Genomic DNA, 25,589 nt, shown 5'->3' on the forward strand with positions numbered 1-25,589 from the left:
CAGGGCCTTCCTGCTGGACGTGCTGCAGCCGCGCTTCGCGCGCGACTTCGACTCGGGGCTGGGCATCAACCACAGCTACCTGTTCGCCGAGTACACCTACGCGGATGTGGACAATTTCGGCAAGCCGGGCTTCGTGCTCTCCAGCCGGCGCTGGATGTTCGGACTCGCGCTGGACTATTAGCGGCGGATGCCGCTTTTTCCGCGCTCCTCCCGCTCGTTCGTCGCGCACTTTCTCTTGATGGTCGCCGTGGGGCCCTGGGCCTCCGGCTGCCGGCGCGTCGTCCGGGCGGACCTGGGCGCGGACCGCACGGTGGAGGCGGGCGTTCCCGTGGAGCTGGGCTCGGGCGAGGCGGGGGCGCAGGCCCTCACCTGGGAGCCCGGTGACGGGACGCCTTCACGGACGGGCTCCCGGCTGTCGCATGCCTTCGCCCGCGCGGGCACGTTCACCGTTCGCGCGCTGCATGAGGGCCAGGAGGTCGGCAGCGTGCGACTCACGGTGGTGCCGCGCCCGTTGCTGCGCGCGGTGCCCTCGGATGCGCGGTCGCTGCTGTGGGTGCCCAGGCTTCAGGGCAACGTGGAGCCGCTGGTGGACTTCTACGAGCGGCTCGTCGGTCCCGATGAGGCCGAGCAGGTGCTGCGGGAGGCTCCGCTGGTGTCGCTCGTGCTGAACAGCCTGACGAGTGGCGCGAGTGTCGTGGACCCGGAGGAGGGCTTTGGCCTGTTCCTGCTGCCCGGGTTCGACGGCGTGGTGGCGCTGCTGGGCGTGACGGAGCCCGACGCGGCGCTCGCGGCGGTGGCGAAGGAGTTGGAGGCGGTGGGCCACGAGGTGACCGCCACGGAGGATGGCACCATGCGCGTGACGCCCCTGGACTCCGGCGAGCCGATGCTGCTGTTCGTCGACCGGGGCTATCTGTACCTCGCGATTCCGGACGCGGCGGACGAGGACGTGGTGCCCGGGGAGGGCGAGCCCGTGGAGGTGCTGGCTCAGGAGGAGGCGCCGGCGGTGGTGGGCGACGTCGAGGTGGCGCGCCGCGCGGTGCTGGGGCTGTCCGGTGAGGGTCTCTCCGAGTCCGCGCTGCTGACGGAGCTGCGGCCGAAGGTGGCCGAAGGCAATGTCTACCTGTACTCGGGCGCGTTGCAGCGGGCCGAGGACGCGGAGGAGGCGGGGCCGGTTCGCGGGTTCTTCGCGTCGCTGACGGTGCAGCCGGAGCGGCTGGTGTTGGATGGCTTCCTGTCGTCCACTCGGCCGCTGCTGCAGGGGGCGGATGCTCCCGCGTCGGCGTTGCTGGCGGACAGCGCGCTGGGGCCGGTGGCGGCCGCGCAGCTCTCCGTGCCGCCCGAGGAGCTGGCGAAGCTGGCGTTCGGTGCTCCGGGCTCACCGCACCGGGAGCGCACCGTGGAGCGCTGGCGCGCGCGGGGGCTGGACGCGGAGGCGCTGCTGAAGGCGCTGCGCGGCGACGTGGCCATGCTGGTGTACTTCGATGCGCCCGGGTTCCTGCGGGGCTTCGTGCAGAAGCAGCGGCCGGAGCCCAAGGGCACGGTGCTGATCGACGCGGGGCTTACGTCCGCGGAGCCGGTGCTGAGGCTGCTCGATGCGCGGCTGCAGGGCACGTCGCTGCGCTTCAGCGCGGAGAAAGTCCCGGGAGGCAAGCTCTACCGGACCCTGATGTGGGGCTATCCGGTGCAGCTCAAGGTGGGGCCGGAGCGGGCCACGCTCGTCGCGGGAGAGTCGCTGGACGGCCGGCCGCGCGGCGACGTGGGGCGCGCGCTGCGCGAGCGCTTCGGGGGCGAGACGTTTGGTGCCGGGCACATGTCGGTGATGGCGGACCTGGGCCAGCTGCGCGCGGACCTGGAGGCGCAGGAGTCGGTGCCTGGGGTGTCGGCGGAGCGGCTCGCGTCGGCCCAGGCGCTCGTCAAGGCGGTGATGGAGGGTGTCACGCCGCTGGACTCGGCCTTCCTGGACTTCTCGCTCGCCGAAGGGGGCGCCCGACTCAAGGGGAGCCTGCGGCTTCGCGAGGACGCGCGGACGGGACGAGGTTGGCAGTGAGCGCGGGTGGCGCCGTCACCGTGCTGTACTTCGCCGCCGCTCGTGAGCGGACGGGACGGGCGCGCGAGTCGCTCGACGTGCCCGAGGGCGCGACGGTGCGAGACGTGCTCCGGTTGCTCGCGACGGCGCATCCGGGGCTGGAGCCGTTGCTGCCGCACCTGCGGGTGGCGGTGGACCAGGAGTTCGTGAGCGCCGAGGCACCGGTGCGACAGGGCGCGGAGGTCGCGTTGATTCCTCCGGTGGCGGGTGGCTCGCCTGGGTTGTTCCAGGTGGTGGACCGTCCGCTGCGGTTGGAGGACGTGGTGGAGGCGGTGGGCGGCGAGGCGTACGGCGGGCTGGTGACGTTCAGCGGCTCGGTGCGCAACCAGACGAAGGGACGTCGCGTGCTGCGGCTGGAGTACGAGGCCTACGCGCCCATGGCGGAGAAGAAGCTGGCGGAGATTGGGGCCGAGGCCACGGCGCTGTGGCCGGGCGTGCGGCTGGCAATTGTCCACCGCGTGGGCACGCTGGTGCCCGGAGAGCTGGCGGTGGTCATCGCCGCCGCGGCCCCGCATCGCAAGGAGGCGTTCCGGGGTTGCGAGCACGCCATCGAACGACTCAAGCAGGACGTGCCCATCTGGAAGAAGGAGTTCTTCGAGGACGGCGAGGTCTGGGTCGGGCTGGGGCCGTGACGCCGCACAGGTCCCAGATGAGTCCCAGCTGCTCGAGCCCGCGCAGCACGAGGTACACCAGGTCCACTTCCCACCACGCGACGCCCTGACGGACCCGGCCCGCGCGGTGGTGATGGTTGTTGTGGAACTCTCCCAGCGAGAGCACCGCGTAGAGCAGGTTGTTGCGGCTGTTGTCTCGGGTGTCGAAGCGGCGGGGTCCTCGACTCAGGCTCGGGCCGCGCGGGGGCCCGGGCCCGTCCGCGCGCATGGAGGCCTCAGCGCGAGCGGAAGGTCGCGGGGATGTGGACCTCCTCCGGGCCTCCATCGGTCTGCTGCTGCGAGCGCTCCGCATCGGTGATGGGCCGCATGGGCGTGTCCAGGCCCATCTGCTTGCGACGCGCGGCTTCCTTGTCGGCCGCCAGTTGCAGCGCGCGTGCGTTGGATTCGGCCGCGCGTTGTGGCGTGGGGCCCGCGAGCAGGAAGCCCACCGGAAGGCTCAAGAAGAGCAGGCCGACGATGAGCAGCCAGCCCATGTCCTTCCACTGGAGGGGGCCGACGCGCTCCTTCACGACGGAGCCCTGGACGAGCAGCGAGAGCTGACCTTCCGTCAGCCGCAGCGTCATTCCATCCGCGAGGGCCACGGAGGTCCGGCCCTGGTCCTTCACGAGCTGATTGGCTGGGACGGAGGTGAAGGCGTCGCCGCGTGCCTTGTGCTCCACGTGGACGTTGGGCGGCAGGTGGATGCGCCAGCCGCGTCCGGTGCGTTCTGCCATGAGGAAGGGCTCCTCTGGCAGCGTGAAGCCGTAGAGGGGCAGGGGCGCCTTTTCATCGGGCGCGGCATGCACCTTCGCCTGCTCGGGCCCGTAGCTCCAGGCATCCGCGAGGTTCTCGCCCCAGTACAGCTCGAAATACAGCCCGCCGTCCGCCTTGGTGCTCATCTCGCGTACAAGCATATGCGTCCTGCTGCCTCTCGGCCGCGTCATCGGGCGCGGAAGCCCACCGGTGGACACGAAACGTCCGCCCGCCTACCCGACAACCAAGGGAGGTCAGGGGTTCCCCGGGCGAATCACCTCGAGGGCGTACTCGGCCCACCTGGCGAGGTGGGGCTCGGTGTGTTCGGCCCGTTCTTCGCGGGTTCGGTGGGTCCGCCGGGGACAGCAGGTGGCACGGGCCCACCGGTTCCCGCGACAGCAGGCGGTGCTGAACCACTCGCTCCTGTGGCGGCAGGCGGAACCGTTCCACTCGCTCCGGTGCCAACAGGCGCTGCGGTTCCGTTGCTTCCATTGGCAGCAGGCGGTGCTGAACCACTCGCTCCTGTGGCGGCAGGCGGAACCGTTCCACTCGCTCCGGTGCCAACAGGCGCCACGGGCCCACCGTTTCCATTGACAGCAGGCGGTGCTGAACCACTCTTTCCCGCTGCGGCAGGCGGAATCGTTCCACTCGCTCCGGTGCCAACAGGCGCCACGGGCCCACCGTTTCCAGTGACAGCAGGAGCACCTGCTCCACCCGCACCAGTACCAGCGGGCGTCACAGTGCCACCGGCTCCCGAGATAGCAGGTGCAGTTGTTCCGGCTGTCCCGGTACCCGCAGGCGCCGCAGTCACACCGGTTCCAGCGACAGCAGGCGCAATCGCTCCACCTGTCCCGGTACCAGCAGGCGCCACAGTCCCACCGTTGCCAGTGACAGCGGGAGCAATCGCTCCACCCGCACCGGTACCAGCAGGCGCCACGGTTCCACTGGCTCCCGCGATAGCAGGTGTAATCGCTCCACCTGTTCCAGTACCCGCAGGCGCCGCAGTCACACCGGCTCCCGCGACAGCAGGAGCAATCGCTCCACCTTCCCCGGTACCAGTGGGCGCCACAATCCCACCGGCTCCCGCGACAGCAGGAGCAATCGCCCCACCTGCACCAGCGACAGCCGGAGGCACGGGACCCGTCGCAGGCGCCACGGGCCCACTGGCTCCAGCAACAGGAGGAGCAGTCGGTCCACCTGGACCCGACGGAGGCGTCGAGCCGGCGACCGTGGGCATTCCCGTTCCAGGTGTCGCGGGAGTCCCCGTTGCCGTCTGCGTCCCCCACCTGAATCGCTCGGGAAGCGCGCCCCGAATCTCGGCCGCCGCCACCGCGACGATGACCACCGAAATCGCGAGGAAGCCCACCGTCTGCGCCACGGTCTCCACGCGCGGTGGCAGCTTGCGCCCGCTCGCCACTTCAATCATCAGCAACAACACCCGCCCACCATCCAACCCGGGAACCGGCAACAGCGTCAGCAACGCCAACGCCATCGACGCAGCCACCAAGGCCCGCAGCACCGAGTCCACACCCGAGGACGCCGCGTCCGACGACTCCTGCCGCACCAGCGCGCCGGGCCCCGTCGGTCCTCCATGGGGCTGGCCACCTCGCACCAGCCGCAGGAGCATCGTCCCACCCTCCGACGCGAGGTTCATCGTGTGGACGAACGCATGGCCCAGCGCCTCGCCCGGCGCATGCGAGCGGTAGACGTACTGCTGGCTCACGCCGATGCGGCCCTCGCCCCGCTCATCCGCGCGGGGACGCACGCTCACCACGCGCGTCTCGCCGTGTCGGTTCACCCGCAGCTCCAGCGTGCGGCCCACCCCCACCGCCACCTTCTCCACGAACTCCGTCCAGGTGCGCAGTGGCTGCCCATCCACCGTGTCGATGCGGTCTCCCGGAAGCAGTTGTGCCCGCGCCGCCTCCGAACCGGGCCGCACCGTGCCCACCGTCAGCGGCACCACCACGTGCGTGCCCGACGTGTACAGCGCGAAGAGGACGCCCAATGCGAAGAGGTAGTTGGCCAGCGGCCCCGCCAGGATGATGAGCGCGCGCCGCACCGGCCCCATGGCCCGGAAACTGACGGCCTCCGCCGCGTCCGCGCGGTGCGGATTCATCCCCTGGATATGCACCGTGGCGCCCAGGGGCACCGCGCCCACGACGAACTGCGTCCCTCCCAACCGGAAGGACGCCATCGGAGGGCCGAACCCGAAGACGAAGCGAGGCACCCGCACGCCGAGCAGCCGCGCGGCGACGAGGTGCCCCAACTCGTGCAGGGCCAACAGCGCCCCAAGGGCGAGCAGGACGAGCGCGTAGTGCATCCCGGAAGGCCGCGCCCTACAGCTTCCGCCGCTGCCCGGTCCGCTTGTAGGCCAGGTAGTCGGAGAGGATGGTTCCGTGGTCGAAGCACAAGTCGGACGGCAGCGCGTCCAGCGCGAAGGTGCGCGCTTCCGCCGCGTCGTCCGAGCCCTGGGGAGCGCCCTCCGAGGTGCCGATGTACACCGTGGACAGCGTGTGTTGGCGAGGGTCCCTCTTCGGGTCCGAGTACGTGAAGAACTGCTCCACCAGCTTCACGTCGAGCCCCGTCTCCTCCTTCACCTCGCGAATGGCCGCCGCGTCCAGCGGCTCTCCCTCGTCCACGAACCCGCCCGGCAGCGCCCACCCGATGGGCGGATTCGCGCGGCGGATGAGGACGATGCGTCCGCCGGGAAGCTCGATGATGCAGTCCACGGTGGGCTTGGGGTTGCGGTATTCGGGCATGGCCCCCAGTCTACCCCGACCGTCACGTCCGCACTGCACTCGATGCGTCCGTGGAGTATGGTGCGCACCGTGTCCACCGTGAGACGCTTCCGCCTGCTTGTCCCCGCCCTCCTCGTGAGCGCCATGTCGGGCTGTCTGCCCTTCAACCAGGACCCGGGTGACTACCAGTTCACTCCCGTGGAGGTCTTCCGCGACGAGTGCGGTCTCTACCCCGCCAACCAGGACCAGTTCCACGGCACCCTCCAGGTCACCGGGCGCGTCGTCCGCCTGGACTTCGGGCTGCTCGACACGCAGCTCATCGGCTACTTCCTCGCCGAGGGAGACGACTTCTCCATCGACGGCACCATCGTGAACGCCTCGGCCACGGTGCGAGGGCAGGAGTGTCTGCTCGACGAGGCCAACATCCACATCGACGCCACGACGCAGTGCGGGACGCGCTTCGATGGGGTGATGCGGGTGCGCTACCAGACCGATCAGCGTCCGACGGACTGCGCCTGCGAGCTGTGGATGCGTTTTGAAGCCGTCAAGGAAGCGAAGCGCTGCGAATAGCGCGCTTGAGCCTGGCCTCGCGGGTTCCTAGAACAGAGGGGTTGTCGCCCACTCCGTGGAGGAGCCCATGGCTGAAACGCACCAAGAGATTGTCTCGGTCCTGACCGAGGCCCGCGTCTTCCCACCGCCCCAGGCGTTCTCCCAACGCGCTCTCTTGAAGAGCATGGAGGACTACCAGCGCCTGTGGGACGAGGCCGCCAGGAACCCGGACAAGTACTGGGGAGACCGCGCCCGCGAGGAGCTGTACTGGAAGGAGCCCTTCCAGACGGTGCTCGAATGGAAGCCGCCGCACGCGCGGTGGTTCGTCGAGGGACGCACCAATCTGGCCTACAACTGCCTGGACCGGCACCTCGCCACGCGCCGCGACAAGCCGGCCATCCTCTTCGAGGGCGAGCCCGGAGACCGCCGCAGCATCACCTACGGTGAGCTGTCCACGCAGGTGAACCGGCTGGCGAACGGCCTCAAGTCGCTGGGCATCAAGAAGGGCGATCGCGTGGGCATCTATCTGCCCATGGTGCCCGAGGCCGCGGTGGCGATGCTGGCGTGCGCGCGCATCGGCGCGGTGCACTCGGTGGTGTTCGGCGGCTTCTCCACGGAAGCACTCCAGGAGCGCATGAACGACGCGGGCGCCAAGGTGGTGCTCACCGCGGACGGCGGCTGGCGCAAGGGCGCGGTGGTGCCGCTGCTCAAGAACGTGGAAGCCGCGCTGAAGACCATGACCACCGTGGAGAAGGTGGTGGTGCTGCGGCGCACGGGCGACTCGCTGGCGCTGAACGACTCGAAGCTCCTGGCGTGGGACGCGCTGGTGAAGGACCAGTCCGACACGTGCGAGCCGGAGTGGGTGGAGAGCGAGCACCCGCTGTTCATCCTCTACACCTCCGGCTCCACCGGAAAGCCCAAGGGCGTGCTGCACACCACCGCGGGCTACTCGGTGATGGCGTCGCTCACCACGCGCTGGGTGTTCGACTTGCGCGAGGACGACGTCTACTGGTGCACCGCCGACGTGGGCTGGGTGACGGGGCACAGCTACGTCGTCTACGGGCCGCTGATGAACGGCGCGACGACGGTCATCTACGAGGGCGCGCCCACACACCCGGCGCCGGACCGGTTCTGGGACATCATCGAGCGCTACAAGGCCACCATCCTCTACACCGCGCCCACCGCCATCCGCGCCTTCATGCGCCTGGGCGAGGAGCACCCGCGCAAGAAGGACCTGTCCTCGCTGCGCCTGCTGGGCAGCGTGGGGGAGCCCATCAATCCCGAGGCGTGGATGTGGTACCGCGAGGTCATTGGCGGCGGGCGCTGCCCCGTCGTGGACACCTGGTGGCAGACGGAGACGGGCTCCATCATGATTTCGCCGTTGCCCGGGGCCACGCCGACCAAGCCGGGCTCCGCCACGCTGCCCCTGCCCGGCATCCACGCGGAGATTTTGGACCGTCAGGGCAACGCGGTGCCGAAGGGGCAGGGCGGTCTGCTCTTCGTCACCCAGCCGTGGCCCTCCATGCTGCGCACCGTGTACGGCGACCCGGAGCGCTACGTGCGCACGTACTTCAGCGAGCTGCCCGGCAAGTACTTCACCGGCGACGGCGCGCGCACCGATGCGGACGGCTACTTCTGGTTGATGGGCCGCGTGGATGACGTCGTCAACGTGGCGGGCCACCGCCTGGGCACCGCCGAGGTGGAGAGCGCCCTCGTCTCGCACCCCCGTGTGTCCGAGGCCGCCGTGGTGGGTCGCCCCGACGACTTGAAGGGCACCGCGCTGGTGGCCTTCGTCACGCTCAAGCAGGGCCACGCCCCGTCCCCCGAGCTCAAGAAGGAGCTGGCCCAGCACGTCTCCAAGGAGATTGGCGCGATTGCCCGGCCGGATGAGATTCGCTTCGCGGAGGCCCTGCCCAAGACGCGCTCCGGAAAAATCATGCGCCGCCTGCTGCGCGACGTCGCCGCCGGAAAGCAGTCCTCGCAGGACACCACCACGCTGGAGGACCTCAACGTCCTCGCGGCGCTCCAGCAGAACGACGAATAGCCATACCCCGAGGCAGGGCAGGGGAGCGTCGAATCAGGCCCCCTGCCTTCGCCCCTGTGGGACGTGGTGGCTCGGGTGCCCTACGTGAAACCACTCAGGTCGGAACTGCAACTGGGTTTCACCCTACGTGTGACGGTCGGTCTGCGCTAACAATCCGAAATATTCAGGTGTTGAGGAGTTGTTGACACTGGAAGATTACAGGGGCATTAGAGGCCGCGCTCACCCCCCCGAGCGCGACGCCCCAGGTCTTGTTTCCAGCGTCGTTTACCCTCCCCCTCGGATGTGTTCATGAATCTCCGCGATCAGCTCGACTCGCCGCTGTTCACCCATTTCATCGCCAACTACACGAACCCCACGGGGCCTGACTTGCTGGGCCGCACGGAGGCGTTCTTCGAGTGGCAGGAGTCGCGGCGGCAGACCGGGTTGTGGCCGTATTCGCGGAGCCTGGACGGAGCGCCCATGGCCGAGTGCGCCGTGCGCAGCGAGACGGGAGTGGCGCGGCAGGGTTTGAACTTCGGTTCGCAGGACTACCTGGCGCTGTCCACGCATCCGTCCGTGGTGGAGGCGGCGCACCGGGCCATTCGTGACTTCGGCGTGCACAGCGCGGGCTCCGGGATGTTCGGGGGGAACACGGCGCCGTCGCTCAAGTTGGAGCAGGCGCTCGCCGAGCACCTGGAGATGCCGTACGTGGCGCTGTTCGCGACGGGGTGGGGCGCGGGCTTCGGTGCCATTGCCGGGCTGGTACGTCCCGAGGACCACGTGGTGCTGGACGCGCTGTCCCACGCGAGCCTTCAGCAAGGCGCGAACGCGGCGACTCAGAAGGTGAGCCGCGTGCCGCACCTGAACAACCGCGCGATGCGCCGCAAGCTCCAGGAGCTGCGCGCGAGCGACGCGGCCAACGGCATCCTCGTCGTCACCGAGGGCCTGTTCTCCATGGACTCGGACATTCCTCGCATCGAGGAGCTACAGACCATCTGTCACGAGTTCGGCGCGACGCTGCTGGTCGACGTGGCGCACGACCTGGGCGCGCTGGGGCCCAAGGGCACGGGCAGCCTGGGGGCGCAGAACCTGCTGGGGAAGGTGGACCTGGTGGTGGGTTCCTTCTCGAAGACGTTCTCGTCCAATGGCGGCTTCGTGGCGACGCGCTCGGCGGCGGTGCGCCAGTTCGTCCGCGTCATGGGCGGGCCGCACATCTTCTCCAATGCGCTGGTGCCCGTGCAGGCCGCGGTGGCGCTGGAGTCGCTGCGCATCGTCCGCTCGGAGGAGGGTGACATGCTGCGCGCTCGGGCGATGGAGAACATCCTCGCGTTGCGCGCCGCGTTCGCCGAGCGCGGAGTGAAGTGTCTGGGGGAGCCGTCGAACGTGGTGCCGGTGCCGCTGGGGGACCCGAAGGTGGCGCGCGTGGCATCGAAGCTGGTGTTCGAGCGCGGCGTGTTCCCCAACCTGGTGGAGTACCCGGCGGTGCGCATCCGCGAGTCGCGCTTCCGCATGCAGGTGATGTCGTCGCACACGGTGGCGCAGATGAAGCAAGGCGCCGAGGTGGTGCTCAACGCCGTCGAAGAGGCCCGGACCATGCTCGAGGCCCCGCAGCCGAGCCCGTTACGGGTCGCGCGCGCCGAGTCAGGCAAGCGCGCCGAGGTCTGAGCCGCGCGCGTCGAGTCGGGCGCGCGCCGAGGTCTGAGCCGCGCGCGTCGAGCCGGGCGCGCGTCGAAGTCTGAGCCGCGCGTGTCGAGTCGGGCGCGCGCCGAGGTCTGAGCCGCGCGCGTCGAGTCGGGCGCGCGTCGAGGTCTGAGCCGCGCGCGTCGAGTCGGGCAAGCGCGCCGAGGTCTGAGCCGCGCGCGTCGAGTCGGGCGCGCGTCGAAGTCTGATGCTTGCGCCGAGCCGGGCAAGTGCCAAGTCAGGTGCTCGCGCCGAGGTCTGAGCCTCGCGCCGAGGTCTGAGCCTCGCGCCGAGGTCTGAGCCTCGCGCTGTCGCCGCGGTCACTCCAATCGGCTTCACGAGTCCCGGCGAAGCCGACTGTGCCGATCAGGTGTCGTCGAGGCTGTCGTCGCGCAGGTGCGTGATGTCGCCCCACGTCACCAGCCGGAACGCGCCCTGGTGATAGTCGAACTGGTTCCAGCACGCGTTGAGCACCGAGAACGCGCGCGGCGTGCTCGGCGGAATCCCTAGGCTGTGTCGGAAGAAGCTGCTCAGCACGCCCCCGTGGGTGACGACGACGACGCGCTCGCCGGGGTGGCGGCTGCCCACTTCACCCAGGCACTCCACCGCGTGCCCCAGTCGCTGGGACGTGCTCTCGCCTCCCGGGACGACGAAGTCCGGCGCGTTGGTGGCGTACTCGCCGAAAATCTCCGGATGCCGACGACTCGCTTCCTCGCGGGTGAGTCCCTCGAGGATGCCCAGCCCGCGCTCCCTCAGCCGCGCGTCCGAGTGGACCGGGTGGCCCGTCCTCGCGGCGATGCGCTGGGCGGTCTGCAGCGCCCGACCCAGGTCGCTGCTGTACAGCGCGCTGAAGGAGTGGGTGGACAGTCGCGCCGCGAGCGCATCCGCCTGACGCAGCCCCTCGGCGCTCAAGGGGCTGTCCCGGTGGCCCTGGAGCAGCCCCAGGGCGTTCCACTCCGTCTCGCCGTGCCGCAGCAGGATGAGCTCGGTCTTCATTCCCGAAGCCTGACGACAGGCCCCGGGCGGGGCAAGGACTCCGTGCGTGACGTGTCAGCGGCTCAGCGCGCCCGCTCCATGTGCGTCATGCCTTCCTCCAGCAGCGCCGCCACGCCCCGGCGCACCACGTGGACGACCTTGCGGCTGTAGGCCGGGCCTCCATGGGTGTAGTGCCCGCTCACCTTGTGGTGCAGCTCCGTGGCGCCCCACACCAGCACCAGGTCCGCCCACTCCAAATCACTCCGTGCCCGGTCCGACGTGCGTCGCTCGGTGCCGTCCACCATGCGCAGGTCGATGTGGTGGCCCAGCTTCGACTCCAGCTCCTCGCGCACCGCTGGAGAGCCGCCCACCACCACGACCTTGCGCACGCCCAGGCGGTTGCACGTCTCCACGAAGGCGACCTCCGCCCGGTGGTTGGCCGAACCTCCGCAGCGCGCGCAGTGGCTGCGCGGCTCCACCCGCAGCGGCTCGCGGCCACTGGCCTGCGCCACCTTGAGGCACGCGCCATCCGCGCACACGGGGAAGAAGCGCCCCTCGAGCACCTCCGCCGCCTTGTGCAGCTTGGGCTCACTCATCCGCAGCTTGCCGGGACGCGTGAGGCCCGCATCCTCCAGCACCGCGCGAGCGCGCACCCGCGCGTCCGTCAGCGTGATTCCGCGGTCCGACAGCCAGCCGTCGATGTCTCGGTCCGTGCTCATGACTCTCTCCTCGTCGGAGACGGCACGGCGGAGAACAGCTCCGCCTGCACGGGGGAAGTTTCAGGAGAAGCCACCAGTCCCAACACCTCTCTCACCGGACCGAAGCTGCGCCGGTGGATGGGCAGGACCCCCTTCTCCTTGAGCGCCTGGACATGGCGCGCCGTCGGGTAACCCTTGTGGTCCGCCAGCCCATAGCCCGGGTAGCGCGCGTCCAGCTCCGCCATCAGCTTGTCGCGCGTCGTCTTGGCCAGGATGGAGGCCGCGGCGATGCTCATGGAGAGCGTGTCGCCCTTGATGATTCCGCGCTGGGGCGAGGGGCACTGCGGAATCGTCCGCGCGTCCACCAGCACGTAGTCCGGCTTGAGCCCCAGGCCTTCCACCGCGCGGCGCATCGCGAGCAACCCCGCGTGGTAGATGTTGAGGCGGTCGATCTCCTCCACCTCCGCGTGGCCCACCGCCCAGGCCACCGCGTCGCGCTTGATGGCGACCGCCAGCGCCTCGCGCTTCTGCGCGTCGAGCACCTTCTTCGAGTCGTCCAGCCCCTTGAGCCGGTAGCTCCTGGGCAGCACGGCCGCGGCCGCGACGACGGGGCCGGCCAGCGGTGCCATGCCCGCTTCGTCCACGCCCGCCACATGCGTGTGCCCCTGCTCCCACAGCTCCGTCTCGAAGCGCAGCAGGTGGCGCAGCCGCTGGCCCTCGGAGCGGTTCTTCTCCTGACGGGAGCGGATGCGCCGGGCGAGCGCCTGGGCGCCTCGTCGCGGATCCGCGTCGAGCGCCTCCAACAGACCGTTCGGGACGGGGTTCGCCTGGGTGACGAAGCGCTCGGTCAGCTCACCGAGGGCGCACTGAAGCCACTGTTCCCGGCTATCGATGGACATGCTTGCGGACCCGAGCGACTACCGGAACGGTAGGACTCCCCGATGAGGGAACGCGGTGCCCACCACAACACGTCCCCACCGCCGTACACACGGGAGCGCCCGACTGGTGGGTGGCTCCGAGGACGGGGATGTGACGCGAGGAGGCGGGCATGCGGGTCTGACGCATGCTGACAGCCGTACCGCAGGCGGCCGGCTCAATTCAACCTCCCTGGTGCATTCTCGCGAGGAAATCCTCGCGAACCCCGGAGAAGTTGGAGGCCAGATGAGTTCCTACGGACTCAACTCCAGCGTCAATTCGGCCGGCTCGGGTACGCAGTTGCAGGTGTCACACACCCATTCGACGCGGGAGGCAGGGGACACCTTGGCGCCGGCGGTGGCCACCACTCGCACCGGGCTGGGGGCGAGCCGCTCGTTGACGGCGGTGGTGACGCCGTCGCTGTCGGTGACGCCGGAGATGCTCTCGTTGGAGGTGAGGTTTGTGGCGGTGACGGTGGCACCGCGCACGCGGGCTCCCTCCGCCGAGACGACCTCCACGCGCAACGCCATCAGCGTCGCCTCACAGTCGTCGATGCCGCGCTCCATGCGAGGTGCGTCATCACATCCCGAAAGCAAGCCGAGGCCGATGAGCCAGCAGAGTCCGCGCACGCGAAGCATGTGCTCAAGGTGATGCTTGTCCCTCCGCGCGGCAATGCCTGACTCAGTCGGAAGTGAGTCTCGTGCGCTCGCCCGCGTAGCGCGCCGCGCTGGTGTCCGGGTAGCGGTGCAGCACGTACTGGTAGACTTCCTCCGCGCGGGCCATCTCGTTCATCCGTTCGCCTAGCACGCGCGCCAACAGCACCAGGGCCCGGGGCGCGGTGGGCGCATCCGGTGCCACATCCGCCGCGCGCTCCAGCGCCGCTACCGCCAGTGGGAAGTTTCCTTCCACGGCCGCTGCCTGCCCGATGAACAGGTGGTGCTCGGCGGGCACACGCGAGGCGGGGAGTTGCTCCAGCGCGGCATACAGCTCCAGGGCCCGGGGTACATCGCGCCCCCCCACGGCCGTCGCCAGGGCGGAGAGCTGCTCGGTGGCGCTCGCCTGGCTCGCCCCGGCTTCCCCTCCGGGAGACGCCGCTTCCGTGACGTGCTCCGTCAAGAGCCCTGTCGAGTGGAGCGACGGTGCATCCTTCAGCGGCCGGGTGTTTCCCAGCACCGGCTCCAGGTAGTCCCGTGCCTCGCCGTAGCCCACCTGGTCTCCCCGGACGTACAGGAGCAGGCCCAGCACGTGCGCCGCGAGGAAGGGCACCACCAGCGTGACGCACTCCGCCAGGACGCGGGAGATGATGACCAGGTCCAGCGCGCGCAGCCCCGCGGCCACCCCGTGGGCCACGACCTGGAGGAGCACCAATAGCGCGAGCACGAAGGTGGTCAGCAGGTAGTCGGAGCCCAGGCCCCGGGCCAGCCGGAGCACGAGGCGCGGGTCGAGCATGCGCCACGGCGGCTGCCCCGTCGCGGCGAGCAGGAGCCCCATGGGCAGCCACAGGCCCCCCAGGAGCAGAAGGGCCCAGAGCACCGGGTCCTCGAGCAGGTCGGGCGGCAGCTCCCACTGGATGAACCAGGCGAAGGCGTCCAGCTTCGCGTGGGCGCCGGTATGGGTCAGATACCCGTAGGCGAGCGCCGGCAGGGCCGCGAGCACGAAGACCATCAGCCCGCGCAGGCCCGGGACGATGGCGTCGCGGAAGATGTCGCTGAAGTCCGGGATGTCCAGCGACGTGTCGCCGCGCGCGGACTCCTGGACGAGGCCGAAGAACGTCGCCCAGAACAGGCCGCCATAGAGGGCGATGAGCGGGGCCCGCATCAACAGGAACGACATCTCCGCGAACCAGGCCACCGTCGCGAGGAACAGGCTCAGCGCCACCAGCAACTGGAATCCCGCGGCGGAGAAGGGGTAGCGCCAGGCCTTCTTCAGCCGGTGGGACAGCGGCACCGCGCCCCGGTGGATGCCGAGGACCTGCGCGTCGCCGCCGCACGGTCCGCAGGCGACCAGCTCCACCGTCTGGATCCGGCGCCCCACGGCGCACTCGGGGCACAGCGCCGCGCCACAGGACTGGCAGCGCCAGCCGGCGAGGGCCTTGGGGTGACGCTGACAGGCGGCCGCGGTGGTGGGAGGCATCTTCCCGGCAGCCTACGTCGTGCCAGGGGCCTCGTCCCAGGGGGCGCCGAGCCAGGCCTGATAGGCGGACTTCTGCGCTTCGCTGGGCTTGTCCACGCGCGAAAGCCACACGGCCTCCGCGGGCTTGGCGCCGAGCACCACGGGGACTTCCACCAGCCTGTCGCGGCGGAAGACCGTCACCCGCACCGTCTCCCCGGGCTTGCGGTCCTCACAGCGGCTCATCAGCGCGGCGCCGTCCGCCTTCCATCCGTCGAGCGCCACCACGTCGTCCTCGGCGTACAGCCCCGCGTCCTGCGCCGGCGAGCCGTCCAGCACCGTGGCCACCGTGGCGCTCCCCTTGAGGGTGACGCCCAGCCAGCCCTTCGGCTTGGACTCCTTGCCCTTGGGCGGCGTGCCTCCGCGGTCGCTCGCGGACTCCCGGATGCGGAAGTTCATCTCCAGGCCGACGTGCGCGAGGACCGAGAAGTCCAGCTCCTCGGTGGTGCGCAGCGCCCGGTCGAAGAAGGGCGTCAGGTCCACGCCCGCCACCTCGTTCGCCGCGGCCTCCACGCCGTCCTCATTCACGCCGGAGCCGTCCCCGTGGCGGCGCCACAACAGCCGCAGCACGTCATCCAGGCCGCGCGTGTCGCTGGTGGCCCGGCGGATCTCCAAATCCAGGAGCGCCGACACCACCTCGCCCTTCAGGTAGTAGGAGATGGCGCTGTTGGGCGAGTTCTCGTCCGGCCGGTAGTGCTTCACCCAGCTCACCAGCGACGCCTCCAGCAGCGTCTGCGTCCGCCGGCCCGGCGTCGAGTGCAGCGCGGTGAGCGTCTCGCCCATCCGCGTGAGGTAGCGCTGCGCGGACATCAGCCCCGCGCGCCGGACGATGAGGTTGTCGTAGTACGCGGTGGTTCCCTCGAAGGCCCACAACAGGGAGGTGTAGTTCTCCTTCGAGTAGTCGAAGGGCACCAGCGCCCGGGGCTTCACCCGCTTGACGACCCACAGGTGGAAGTACTCGTGCGCGGCCAGCGTCAGCAAGTCCTCCCACCCCCGGCCCGTGGACAGCGCCGTGCGGGGGAAGAGCAGGGCGGTGCTGGCCTGGTGCTCCAGCCCGCCGCGGCCCTTGTCCGTCAGGTACAGCAGGAAGAGGTAGCGTTGCAGGGGAAGTCCGCCGAAAAGGCGGGCCTGCACCTCGCACAGGCGCTGGAAGTCCGCGCACAGCCGCTCGGGGTCCGCCGGTGTGTCACCCCAGACGATGATGTCGTGCGGCACGCCCGCGGCGGTGAAGCTCAGCGGCGTGTGGGGGCCCACCTCGAAGGGACTGTCCACCAGCGTGTCGTAGTCCGAGGCGATGAACGCCCCCGCTCGCTGCCCCAGCGCGCAGAAGGTGCTCCAGCTCGGCGGCGCGTCCACCGTGACCTGGTGCTCCAGGCCCCGCGTCGCCTCCGTGTAGAGGAACACGGTGGCGCCGTTGAGGTACGCGTGGGTGCCGTCCACGTGGCTGGTGCGCACCGTCAGCTCGTTGGCGTACACGCGGTAGCGCAGCGTGACGGCCTGGCCTCCGGCGCTCACGCGCCAGGTCTGCTTGTCCACGCGCCTCACCGTCAGCGGCGAGCCGTCCTGCGTCGTCGCGGTGAGGTCCTGGACGTGCCGGGCGAACTCGCGCACCAGGTAGCTGCCCGGCGTCCACACCGGCATCAGCGCGTCGAGCACGGTGGGGCCCGCCGGGAAGGTGACCTCCACTTCCACCAGATGCGAGTGGGGCCGAGGCAGTGAGACGCGGTAGCGGACGGACGGGGACATGGCCGGGCCTTTCTTCCAGGCAGGCTACTTCGCTCGGACGAGGACGGCTCCGAAGAAGCCATCCGTGCCGTGGGTGTGTGGCGCAAGTCGCAGGAACGGGCCAGGGCCCACCTTCGCGCCCAGCTCCGGCCCCAGCAGCTCCGCCACCGGGCGCACCGTGTACTCGGGGTGGCGCGAGAGGAAGTCCTCGATGACGGCCTCGTTCTCCTCCCGCAGCACGCTGCACGTGCCGTAGATGAGCCGGCCTCCGGGCTTCACCATCCGCGAGAAGCGCTCCAGAAGCGCCTTCTGCCGGGCCACGTGCTCGGCCAGGTGCTCGGGCGTCAGGCGGTAGCGCGCGTCAGGCTTGCGGCGGAAGGTGCCGGTGCCGCTGCACGGCGCGTCCACCAGCACCCGGTCCGCCTTGCCCGCGAGCGAGTCCAGCGAGGAGTCCGCCTCCGGCCCCTCCGCGGCGATGAGCTGGGCGCGCACGTTGTGCACCCCGGCGCGGCGGGCCCGCTTCTTGAGGTCCTCCATGCGCCGCGTGTCGATGTCCAACGCGTGCAGGTCTCCCCGGTTCTTCATCTGCGCCGCCAACTGGAGCGTCTTGCCACCCGCGCCCGCGCACGCATCGACGACGCGCGTGGGGGGCGCATCCACCAGCATGCCGAGCAGCTGGCTGCCCTCGTCCTGGATTTCGAGGAAGCCTTCGCGGAAGGTCTCCAGCGAGAAGACGTTCATGCGCGTCTCCAGGTGCAGGCCCATGGGCGACAGCAGGGAGGGCTTGGACTCCACCTCCTCGGTGGACAGGCGCTTCGCCAGCGCGTCGCGGTCCTCCTTGAGGAGGTTGGCGCGGACGGTGAGGGGAGCGCGCTCGTTCATCGCCTCGGCGGCGCGCGCGGCGTCCTTGCCGTACTGCGCGAGGAAGCGCTCGGCGAGGAAGTCCGGCAGCGAGGCGGCGATGGGGAAGCGCTTCTTCTCCGGCAGGGCCTCCAGCGCGGCGGCGGCCTGGGGCAGCGCGCTCAGGGCGGAGGCATCCGCGGGCGTCAGCGACGAGGTGCGCGCCACCTCACCCAGCGCATCTCCGTGCAGGACGCGCGAGGTGGCCAGACGCAGGACGTCCTGACGGGTGGAGTCCAGCGAGTCGAACTGCGGATGGGCGCGCGACAGCAGGAAGTCCACCGTGCGCTGGCGGCGCAGCAGGGCGTAGACGCGCTCGGCGACGGCGCGGCGCTCCGACGAATAGAGGTTCGTCTTGCGGCGCAGCGTGAAGTCCAGCGCCCGGTCCGACAGTCGCCCTTCATGGCGCACCAGCGCGTACGCCTCCAGGCAGGCCTGGAGCACCAGGTCCTCTCTCACGGGCCGAGGGGAGCGCGCCTGCTCCTTGAGCGTGGGCTTCTTGCTGTGCGTACGCTCGTTGGAGGACTTCTTCGCGGACGGTCGCGAGGTGGGGCGGAATTTGGATTTCTGGGCCATGGCTGCAGGGGCCTTTGCATCCCCCGGGCGGGTTGACAAGCGGGGAAAGCAAACCCGGGTGGTCAGGGGACGCTCGGTCCACCGACACACCCGGGCGGGGGGCTCGCTCACCGACGGGGAGCGAGACGGGTTTTCAAGGATGTCGGCTGGCGCGGCGACGGCGGAGCAGTCCGGCCACCATCAGCCCGGCGGCGGGGAGCAGCGCGGCCGTGGGACCCGCGGCGCAACCCCCGCCGGACCCGCCGCCCTCATCGTCGGTGCCCGGCGTGCCCGTCGTCGGCGGGGAAGGGCGGTCGTCCGGGTTGCCAGTGGAAGGGGTCCCCGCGTCGGTGCCGCCACCACTGCCGCCGTCTTCGCCTCCACCACCGCCACCCGGGGCCGCGGAGACTGTCACGACGGACGTCGCGGTCCGCGTCACCGCTCCGAAAGTCGCCGTCGCCGTCACGGTGTACTGGCCGGCCTTGGCGTACGTGTGCTCGGCCGTCGTGCCCTCGGCCGCGCCGCCGTCGCCGAAGTCCCAGCTCACGGGGACGACCGAGGACGTCGTCGCGCGGAAGAGGGCGCGGTGGGGCGCCACGCCGCGCTCGCCCTCCACGGTGACGGACAGGGCATCCGCCGGGGGCGGCTGCTCCACCGGGGGCAGGTCCTTGTGCAGCGTGAAGCTGTCGAGCACCGTGTCGTCCGTGGTGATGAGCTTCGCGGTGAGCACGCCCTCCACCACCTCCACGTCGAGGAAGCCGTGCGCCTTGTTGTCGCGCACCTGGCTCCAGCTCGGCTGGCCCTCGGAGAACGCGCGCAGGGCCGCGCCGCCGCCGCCCACCACCAGGTAGGGGATGCCGCCCGAGGACGCGACGCCGTCACCCTGCATCGGCTTGCTGCGCTCGTAGTTGTGGTCATGCCCCGTCAGCACCAGGTCCACGCCGTACTTCTCGAAGATGGGGCCGAACTGGCGGCGCATGGTGAGCTGCGAGCCGTGCTCGCCGCTGGACCAGGGCGGGTGGTGGAAGAAGACGACCTTCCACGGCTGCGTGGTGCCGGCCAGGTCCGTCTGCAGCCACGCCTTCTGGTCCGCCAGCGAGCAGCGCTCCGCCGCCGACAGGCCAATGGCGCAGTTGGAGTCGAGCGACACGAAGTGCACGTGCCCCCAGTCGAACGAGAAGTAGCGCTCCGAGCCCGCCGGGTTGTTGGTGGGCATGTAGAGGTTGTCCAGGTACGGCTGTCCCTGGTTCGTCACGTACTCGTGATTGCCGGGCGAGGCGAAGAGGGGGACCTCCGCCAGCAGCGCGGCCATGGGCGCGAAGAGGTGGTCCTGGAAGTCGGCCTCGGTGCCGTCGGGGTAGGCGTTGTCGCCCAGGGCCACGAACAGCTCCGGCTTGCGCGCGAGCATGTCGGCGGCCACCGCCTTCTGGTCCGAGCCGCCCGTGCCGAAGTCGCCCACGGCGGCGAAGTGCACGCTGCGCGTTCCGGGCTCGGGCGCGGTGGTGAAGCGCTTGGTGGGCGTCTTGAGGCCGCAGGCGCTGACCTCGTAGGAATATTCGGTGCTGGGCTTCAGGCCGGTGAGCACCACGGCATGGACGCGGCCCGAGGCCTCCGAGCGGGCGACCTCACTGACGGCTCCCACGCCATACCGCACCTCGGGCGAGCAGTTGGCCGCCAGACGGAACGCCACCAGGGCGGTGTCCGGGCCGACTTTCTGGAGGTAGGGGTCGCGGGCGAGGACGCCCGCGGAAGCCACGGCCGACACCAGGGTCAGGGCCACGGCCAGGGGAAGCGGGTTGAAGCGGGTCTTCCGATGCATGCAGCCTCCTCCCGAACCATTTCGGGACGGAGGCCCAACCGTTCACTCCGCGACCTTCATCCGGACGGGAAGTGGGCGCCGGGCGGCGAGGCAAGCCCTCGCGCACCCGACGCCTGTCCCGCCGGGCGCTACTTCTTCACGTCATAGGTCGCGAGGTCCTCGGTGCGCTCACCCTCCTCGCGCACCTTGCCGACACCGGGCACCAGCCAGTACGTGCGCTCCTTGCCCTCCTTCACCTCGCCAGCGTCGTTGAGCTTGTCGCGGCGGACCTTCACGGCGTTGGTGAAGGTGCCGGCCCGGGTCTGCACCGTCGCGTTCACCTCCAGCACGCGCCACGTATAGGTCGGGTCGCTGTCCTCCTGACTCCCGTCACCCATCACCGTCAGCTCCTGCACGGCGCTGGTGAAGGACCAGGGCAGCGAGCCCGGCGCTCGCGACAGGGACTTCACCGTGGAGGGAGACCAGGTGGTGGTGCGCACCTGCACCCCGTCCCGGTGGTCCTCTTCGCGAAGCCGCACCACCAGGCCATTGCTCTGCTCGAGCTGCCACGAGTACTCCTCGTAGAGGATGCCGGTGGCCACCCGGTCCTGCCGGCTGTGCACGAGCACGCCCGTCGTTCCCGCCGGTGCCCCCGGCACCTCGCGCGGCCCCTGCACCGTCACGCGCTTCTGGAAGTTGCCGTGCACCGGGTCCTGGATGTCGTAGACCCAGACGGAGCCCGTCGTCAGCGGCCACAGCGTCTTGGAGGCCGTGTCGTCCGGGTTGTTGTCGTTCGGGTCCTTGTCGCCCGGCAGGCCCACGTCTCCGCCTGGCGAGGGACCCGGTCCATCTCCATTCGGCAGGCTCCCTCCACCACCACACCCCACCAGCAACCATCCGGCCGCGAGCGCGACCACCCACCTGCGTGTCATGTCAGCTCCTCTCGTGTCCCCTTGGGGCCTACCGCCGTCCACCGCAGCCCCCGCAGGGGCGTGCCCTCCGTCCGTCCCAGCGCCGCCGTCAGCGAGCCGGGCACGGGCTCCTCCACTTCCAGCTCCAGCCGCCGCCCGTCGAAGTCGAGCGCGCAGCTCTTCACCAGCACGTTGCGCTCACGCAGCGCGCTCCGCAGCGACGCCTCCGCGCCCACCAGGTCGTCGGCCTGCGCGGACACCAGCAGGCGCTGCCGGGTCGCCACGGGCGTCTCGCGGTTGAACAGGTCCAGCACGAACAGCAGCGCCGCCACGAACACCGTGCCGACACCGGCGAGCCCCAGGCTTCCGTGGCCGCACGCCATGCCCAGGCCAATCATCAGGAAGAGGATGGCCGCGTCGCGCGGGTCCTTGAGGCCCGAGCGGAAGCGCACGAAGCCCCCCAGTCCCACCAGCCCGAAGGCCTTGGCCACGCTGTCGCCGATGACGGCGGTGATGACCGCCGCCGCCGCGCACAGCAGCACCTGCGCCTGAATCATGTCCGCCTTCGGCAGCGCCCGGCGCATGGGCAGCCGCCAGGGACGCAGTGACAACACCGTGCCGATGAACGCCGCCGCGAGCATCCGCGGCAGCATCACGGTGATGGACAACGAACTCATCTCCGCCTTGGCGCTCTCGAAGAGCGCCGGAATCGAAACCTCCATGTCGGGGCTCCCCTAGAGCTCGACCAGCTGTGTGGCCGCGTCCGCGACGACGCGGCTTGGGCGGACCGTGGTGCCCCGAGCGTCGAGCGTCGACGCCGTGGCGATGACCGCATAGGCATTGCGCAACACCGGCAGGCTCGCGGGGCGTGCCTCCAGGACACGTGAGATGAGCGTGCGTGCCTCGGGCCCCAAGGGCAGCCCCTTGAGCGAGGACAGCACGGTGGCGGGCCAGCGCTTCGCGTGGGCCACCCGCAGCTTCCACGCGCGCGGGTCGTTCATGCCGTCGACGGAGTCCAGCGCCTCCTTCGTCTGCGAGGAGCCCCGCTCACGCAGCGCCCACGCTTCCTGCGAGTCGAGTCCGGTCAGCGAGCGCAGCACCAGCTTCAGCGCCTTGCCCGCCAGGGCCTCGCGCAGTCCGCGCGCCACCGGGGTGTCCAGTCCCTGGGTGCCGCGCAGCACCGCCAGCCGGTCATGGGGCAGGAGCGCCTCTCTCAGCGCGTCCGCCCGCGCGTCCGACAGGCCTCCGAGGCTGCGCGCGGTCTCCACGAACAACGAGCGCTGCACGCCGGCCTCGCGCACCAGCCAGGACTCCTCGCCGTCCACGCCGGAGAGGCCCAGCAGCACGTCGGTGAGGCGGCCGTCCTTCATGCCACGCTCGCGCAGCGCCCACGCCTGGGGAGAGCTGTCGCCCTTCAGGCCCTGCAGCACCTCCGACGGAGCCTGGGCATACAGCCGCTCGCGCATCATCGACGCGCGCGCGCCGGTGAGTCCGCCCAGGCCGAGCGCCACCTGCGCGGGGGCCAGCGGCGCCAGCACCTCTCGCAGCGTCCACGCCGCCTCATCTCCCAGGCCCAGGAGGCCCCGCGCCGTGAGGGCGGGGAAGCGCTCCACGAAGGCCAGTCTGCGCTGGTGCGCCATGAGGCCGGGCAGGCCACCCAGCATCCACACCGCCAGCGACGGCTCGCGCAGCTCCACGGTGTCCAGTGCCTGGAAGAAGCGCGCCTCCACGTCCTCCACGTCCACGGGGCCCGAGTGCACCGGCGTCGTCGACATGGGGACGATGCGCTGCACGGGGGTGTCGCGCCCCTCCAGTCGCGCCACCACCGCGTCCACGAGCCGCTGCTCCAGCACGTGCAGCGGCGCGTCGTTGTTCTCCAGGATGAGCCAGCGTCGAGGGTCCTCCTTCGCCAGGGCGAGGAAGGACTCGCGCACGCGCACCGCCAGGCCCGCGCCCGCGAGCCCCTTGCGGCTGTCCCCGTCCGAGCCGCGTCCCGCCTGGGCCTTGCCCAGCCGCTTGCGCCACCTCGCGAGGTCCGGGTCCACGTCCACCAGGATGACCAGGTCCGGCCACAGTCCCTGCGAGGCCAGCTCGCACGCGGGCCGCAGCTCCGACATGGGCAGTCCCCGGCCCCCTCCGCTCAGCGCGAGCTGCGAGTACAGGTAACGGTCGGTGATGCACACCTCTCCCCGCGAAAGCGCGGGCGCCACCACTTCCTCCAGTTGCTGCGCGTCTCGCGCCAGATTGAGAAAGAACTCCGCGCGCGGTGACATCTCCAGCAGCCGCGCATCGCGCGTCAGCTCCCGCACGCGCCGGGCCGTGGACGAGCGCAGCTCGCCACCTTCCCGTGCGTGCGCCACCCGGTAGCCGAGCTTCTTCAGCCTCCCGGCCAGCAGGTTGGAGAGCGTCGTCTTGCCGCTGCCGTCAATCCCCTCGAAGTCGATGAACACGGTGCCTTATCCCCTCGCGACCCCATCCACGGCGAAGGCATGAACCCTCGCCATCCCCTCTGCGAACTTGCTGTACGTTGGCGCGCCGCCCGGATTGAGCGACGACAGCCAGTCGGGCAGCTCCTGCCCCAGGTGCTTCACCTCCACCACCACGCGTCCTTCGCTCCACAGCGGCGGTCCCAGCCGCTCCGTCGTCAGGGCAAGCTGGGACATGGCCAGCTCCGGAGCAATCTGGTGGTAGCCAATGTCCCGGTCCACCGTCACCCGCCACGCCTGCGACGCCTGATACACGTGCCGCTGGTACGTCACCGCCAGCACCGGCAGCAGGCTGCCTCCGGTGATGAGCGGCAACAGGCGCGCGCCCCCTCGCAACACGCGCCCCAGGTCCGAGCGCGGCACCCAGACCCGACGCTTCTGCGTGAGTCCATGACGCTCGCGCTTCACCTCCAGCACCACGCGCTCCACGCCGCCGGCCCCCACGTCCGGCGAGTACTCCTTCGTGCGGACCTTGAGGCAGTCCTCCGGCGTGCGCAGCGCGCGCGACGCCAGGGGACAGCCCGGTCGGTCGAAATAGACGGACACGATGCGCGTGGGTCGCGGCATCTGCCCCTCCAGCTCCATCGACAACCGCGCGCACAGCGTGAGCGCGGCCTGCTCTCCCAGAACCAGCTTGAACTCACGCCGGAGTCTGGTCACTTCTCCCTCGGCGAACGAGAGCATGGCGTGTCTCCGTGATTAGAAGCGGGTGGCGAGCTGCAGCGAGTACTCGAGGCCCGGCGCCTCGTCCCCCGGTCGCAACGCGCGCTCCACCTGGAACTGCCCCCGGAACCGACTCCCCAGCAGCAGGTTGAGACCCCCGACCAGCGAGTGGCCCCGGCCTTCCACATCCCCTCTCAACTGCAACCCCTCCGCGCCCACCACCGGCTGGAGCGCCCACTCCGTCGTCACCGGCACCGTCCAGCTCGCCAGCAAGAGCTGCGCGGTGAACGGCCCCATGGGCAGCCGTCCCGTGACGACCTCACCCGTCACGTTCAGCCCGCCCAGCTTCAGCTCCGCGTCCGCCGCCACCGCGTGGCGCCGCGCGCGGTCCAACGCCTCCGCCACGTACGTGCTGACCCCCAGGGTGAGCATCTTCTTGAACGGACGCACGCTCACGCGTCCGGCCAGGTCCTCCTTGGTGCGCACGCCCAGGTCATCCTTGGAGCCCTGGAACACGCCCGCCGACACGCGGACATCCCAGAGGCTCTTGAGCCGCACCTCACCCATCAGTCCCATCCGACGGCCACCCAGCTCGTGCACGTCCCCCAGGTAGTCCTCCACCAGACCGCGTCCCTGGATGGGCAGGCTCCACGAGCCCTCCAACCGGCGCTGGAGGAAGGGGGCCTTGAACTGGCCGCCGTAGAGCCGGAAGCGCTTGCTGTCGTCCGCGAGGCGGACGAAGGCGTCCTTGAGGATCGACGAGTCCGCGAGGTCCGCGCTCACCTCGGCCTCCAGGTTGGACAGCGACGTGCCCACGCCCACGCGCGCGGAAGGGATGCTCAGCGCGCGCTGGTACTTCGCGCGCTCGTCCGCGCTGGCGCGGGCGTAGACCCGGCCGAAGACGCGCACCGTCTGCACTTCCTCCTGAGGCGTGTCGTCGAGCGCCGTGGAGTCCTCTCCCAGCGAGTCCTCCTGCTGCGCACCGGGCTTGGACTTCTTTTTCTTCTTCGGGTCCGCCTGCTGCGCGGGCTCCGGCGTGGGCTGTGCGCTCGTCGGCGGCACCGGGCTCACCGCGTCGCCGGTGTCCCCGGGCTGGATGCGCGGGGGCAGGGCCTGCGCCAGCGCGCCCTCCGTCAGGCTGCTCTGGGAAGGTTCCAGGGGCTCGGAGCCTTCTGGGGGTCCGCTCTCGGGCGCTTCCACTCCATCCACGACTCCGCCCGAGAGCGGATCCTCCGCGGCCACCTGCTCGGCGGCCTCCAACCCCGCGTTGCTCGCGGAAGCCGGAGCACCCGCCAACGCCGGCCCACTCAGGAGG

At 70.6% G+C, this 25,589-nt stretch carries 21 protein-coding genes and 1 pseudogene; 6 read left to right on the forward strand and 16 right to left on the reverse strand.

Annotated features, from left to right (window positions below; genetic code table 11):
- From HR086_RS24485 to moaD, 3 genes and pseudogenes are all read left to right on the forward strand, one after another.
- A pseudogene (locus HR086_RS24485) lies at positions 1 to 181 on the forward strand (hypothetical protein); the annotation flags it as partial.
- A gap of 6 nt (positions 182 to 187) precedes the next feature.
- Positions 188 to 2,047, forward strand: coding sequence for a PKD domain-containing protein (locus HR086_RS24490; protein WP_174466806.1), 1,860 nt, complete (start codon positions 188 to 190; stop codon positions 2,045 to 2,047).
- Entirely contained in the window at positions 2,044 to 2,718 is a 675-nt protein-coding gene (gene moaD / locus HR086_RS49445; RefSeq protein WP_174454890.1) for a molybdopterin converting factor subunit 1, read from the forward strand. Before HR086_RS24490 ends, moaD begins: the two co-directional genes overlap by 4 nt.
- A gap of 254 nt (positions 2,719 to 2,972) precedes the next feature.
- Here moaD and HR086_RS24500 read toward each other — a convergent pair whose 3' ends face one another.
- From HR086_RS24500 to HR086_RS24510, 3 genes are all read right to left on the reverse strand, one after another.
- The gene (locus HR086_RS24500; protein WP_141645837.1) at positions 2,973 to 3,650 is read right to left on the reverse strand and encodes a hypothetical protein; all 678 of its coding nucleotides are present in this window, start codon (positions 3,648 to 3,650) and stop codon (positions 2,973 to 2,975) included.
- Positions 3,651 to 3,763: 113 nt separating this feature from the next.
- Complete coding sequence (locus HR086_RS24505; protein ID WP_174454891.1) at positions 3,764 to 5,809, reverse strand: site-2 protease family protein; 2,046 nt, start codon at positions 5,807 to 5,809, stop codon at positions 3,764 to 3,766.
- Positions 5,810 to 5,825: 16 nt separating this feature from the next.
- The gene (locus tag HR086_RS24510) at positions 5,826 to 6,248 is read right to left on the reverse strand and encodes an NUDIX hydrolase (protein WP_141645835.1); all 423 of its coding nucleotides are present in this window, start codon (positions 6,246 to 6,248) and stop codon (positions 5,826 to 5,828) included.
- A 69-nt stretch (positions 6,249 to 6,317) separates the two neighbouring features.
- On the opposite strand from HR086_RS24510, the gene HR086_RS24515 reads away from it, so the two are divergent.
- From HR086_RS24515 to HR086_RS24525, 3 genes are all read left to right on the forward strand, one after another.
- Complete coding sequence (locus HR086_RS24515) at positions 6,318 to 6,797, forward strand: hypothetical protein (RefSeq protein ID WP_371817236.1); 480 nt, start codon at positions 6,318 to 6,320, stop codon at positions 6,795 to 6,797.
- Positions 6,798 to 6,864: 67 nt separating this feature from the next.
- A complete protein-coding gene (acs, locus tag HR086_RS24520; RefSeq protein ID WP_141645834.1) occupies positions 6,865 to 8,820 on the forward strand; it encodes an acetate--CoA ligase in 1,956 nt (651 codons plus the stop codon).
- Positions 8,821 to 9,108: 288 nt separating this feature from the next.
- A complete protein-coding gene (locus tag HR086_RS24525) occupies positions 9,109 to 10,464 on the forward strand; it encodes an aminotransferase class I/II-fold pyridoxal phosphate-dependent enzyme (RefSeq protein WP_141645833.1) in 1,356 nt (451 codons plus the stop codon).
- A gap of 381 nt (positions 10,465 to 10,845) precedes the next feature.
- Here HR086_RS24525 and HR086_RS24530 read toward each other — a convergent pair whose 3' ends face one another.
- From HR086_RS24530 to HR086_RS24590, 13 genes are all read right to left on the reverse strand, one after another.
- On the reverse strand, positions 10,846 to 11,475 hold the full coding sequence (locus HR086_RS24530) for a histidine phosphatase family protein (protein WP_174466807.1): 630 nt from the start codon (positions 11,473 to 11,475) through the stop codon (positions 10,846 to 10,848).
- A 62-nt stretch (positions 11,476 to 11,537) separates the two neighbouring features.
- Positions 11,538 to 12,173 (reverse strand): hypothetical protein, encoded by a 636-nt coding sequence (locus HR086_RS24535; RefSeq protein WP_141645831.1) that lies wholly within the window; start codon positions 12,171 to 12,173, stop codon positions 11,538 to 11,540.
- On the reverse strand, positions 12,170 to 13,051 hold the full coding sequence (locus HR086_RS24540; RefSeq protein ID WP_174454893.1) for a ribonuclease HII: 882 nt from the start codon (positions 13,049 to 13,051) through the stop codon (positions 12,170 to 12,172). Before HR086_RS24540 ends, HR086_RS24535 begins: the two co-directional genes overlap by 4 nt.
- Positions 13,052 to 13,321: 270 nt before the next feature.
- Positions 13,322 to 13,705: a carboxypeptidase-like regulatory domain-containing protein gene (locus HR086_RS24545; protein ID WP_174454894.1), complete on the reverse strand. Its 384-nt coding sequence runs from the start codon at positions 13,703 to 13,705 to the stop codon at positions 13,322 to 13,324.
- A 43-nt stretch (positions 13,706 to 13,748) separates the two neighbouring features.
- Positions 13,749 to 15,200, reverse strand: a complete 1,452-nt coding sequence (locus HR086_RS24550) for a tetratricopeptide repeat protein (RefSeq protein ID WP_174466808.1) — start codon at positions 15,198 to 15,200, stop codon at positions 13,749 to 13,751.
- 12 nt (positions 15,201 to 15,212) lie between these two features.
- Positions 15,213 to 16,982, reverse strand: a complete 1,770-nt coding sequence (locus HR086_RS24555) for a M61 family metallopeptidase (RefSeq protein WP_174466809.1) — start codon at positions 16,980 to 16,982, stop codon at positions 15,213 to 15,215.
- Between the two features lie 24 nt (positions 16,983 to 17,006).
- On the reverse strand, positions 17,007 to 18,437 hold the full coding sequence (locus HR086_RS24560) for an RsmB/NOP family class I SAM-dependent RNA methyltransferase (RefSeq protein ID WP_141645826.1): 1,431 nt from the start codon (positions 18,435 to 18,437) through the stop codon (positions 17,007 to 17,009).
- Positions 18,438 to 18,570: 133 nt separating this feature from the next.
- Entirely contained in the window at positions 18,571 to 20,235 is a 1,665-nt protein-coding gene (locus HR086_RS24565; protein ID WP_174466810.1) for a metallophosphoesterase, read from the reverse strand.
- Between the two features lie 128 nt (positions 20,236 to 20,363).
- Positions 20,364 to 21,146, reverse strand: a complete 783-nt coding sequence (locus HR086_RS24570; protein ID WP_174466811.1) for a hypothetical protein — start codon at positions 21,144 to 21,146, stop codon at positions 20,364 to 20,366.
- Positions 21,143 to 21,847, reverse strand: a complete 705-nt coding sequence (locus HR086_RS24575) for a DUF4956 domain-containing protein (protein WP_141645823.1) — start codon at positions 21,845 to 21,847, stop codon at positions 21,143 to 21,145. Before HR086_RS24575 ends, HR086_RS24570 begins: the two co-directional genes overlap by 4 nt.
- Positions 21,848 to 21,859: 12 nt before the next feature.
- Positions 21,860 to 23,575, reverse strand: a complete 1,716-nt coding sequence (gene tmk / locus HR086_RS24580; protein WP_174466812.1) for a dTMP kinase — start codon at positions 23,573 to 23,575, stop codon at positions 21,860 to 21,862.
- 6 nt (positions 23,576 to 23,581) lie between these two features.
- Positions 23,582 to 24,295, reverse strand: coding sequence for a VTC domain-containing protein (locus HR086_RS24585; protein WP_141645821.1), 714 nt, complete (start codon positions 24,293 to 24,295; stop codon positions 23,582 to 23,584).
- A 15-nt stretch (positions 24,296 to 24,310) separates the two neighbouring features.
- The coding region (locus HR086_RS24590; protein ID WP_373564353.1) for a hypothetical protein at positions 24,311 to 25,589 on the reverse strand (1,279 nt) is incomplete at its 5' end.

Source organism: Myxococcus sp. CA039A (assembly GCF_013336645.1).
Classification (GTDB): Bacteria; Myxococcota; Myxococcia; order Myxococcales; family Myxococcaceae; genus Myxococcus; species Myxococcus llanfairpwllgwyngyllgogerychwyrndrobwllllantysiliogogogochensis.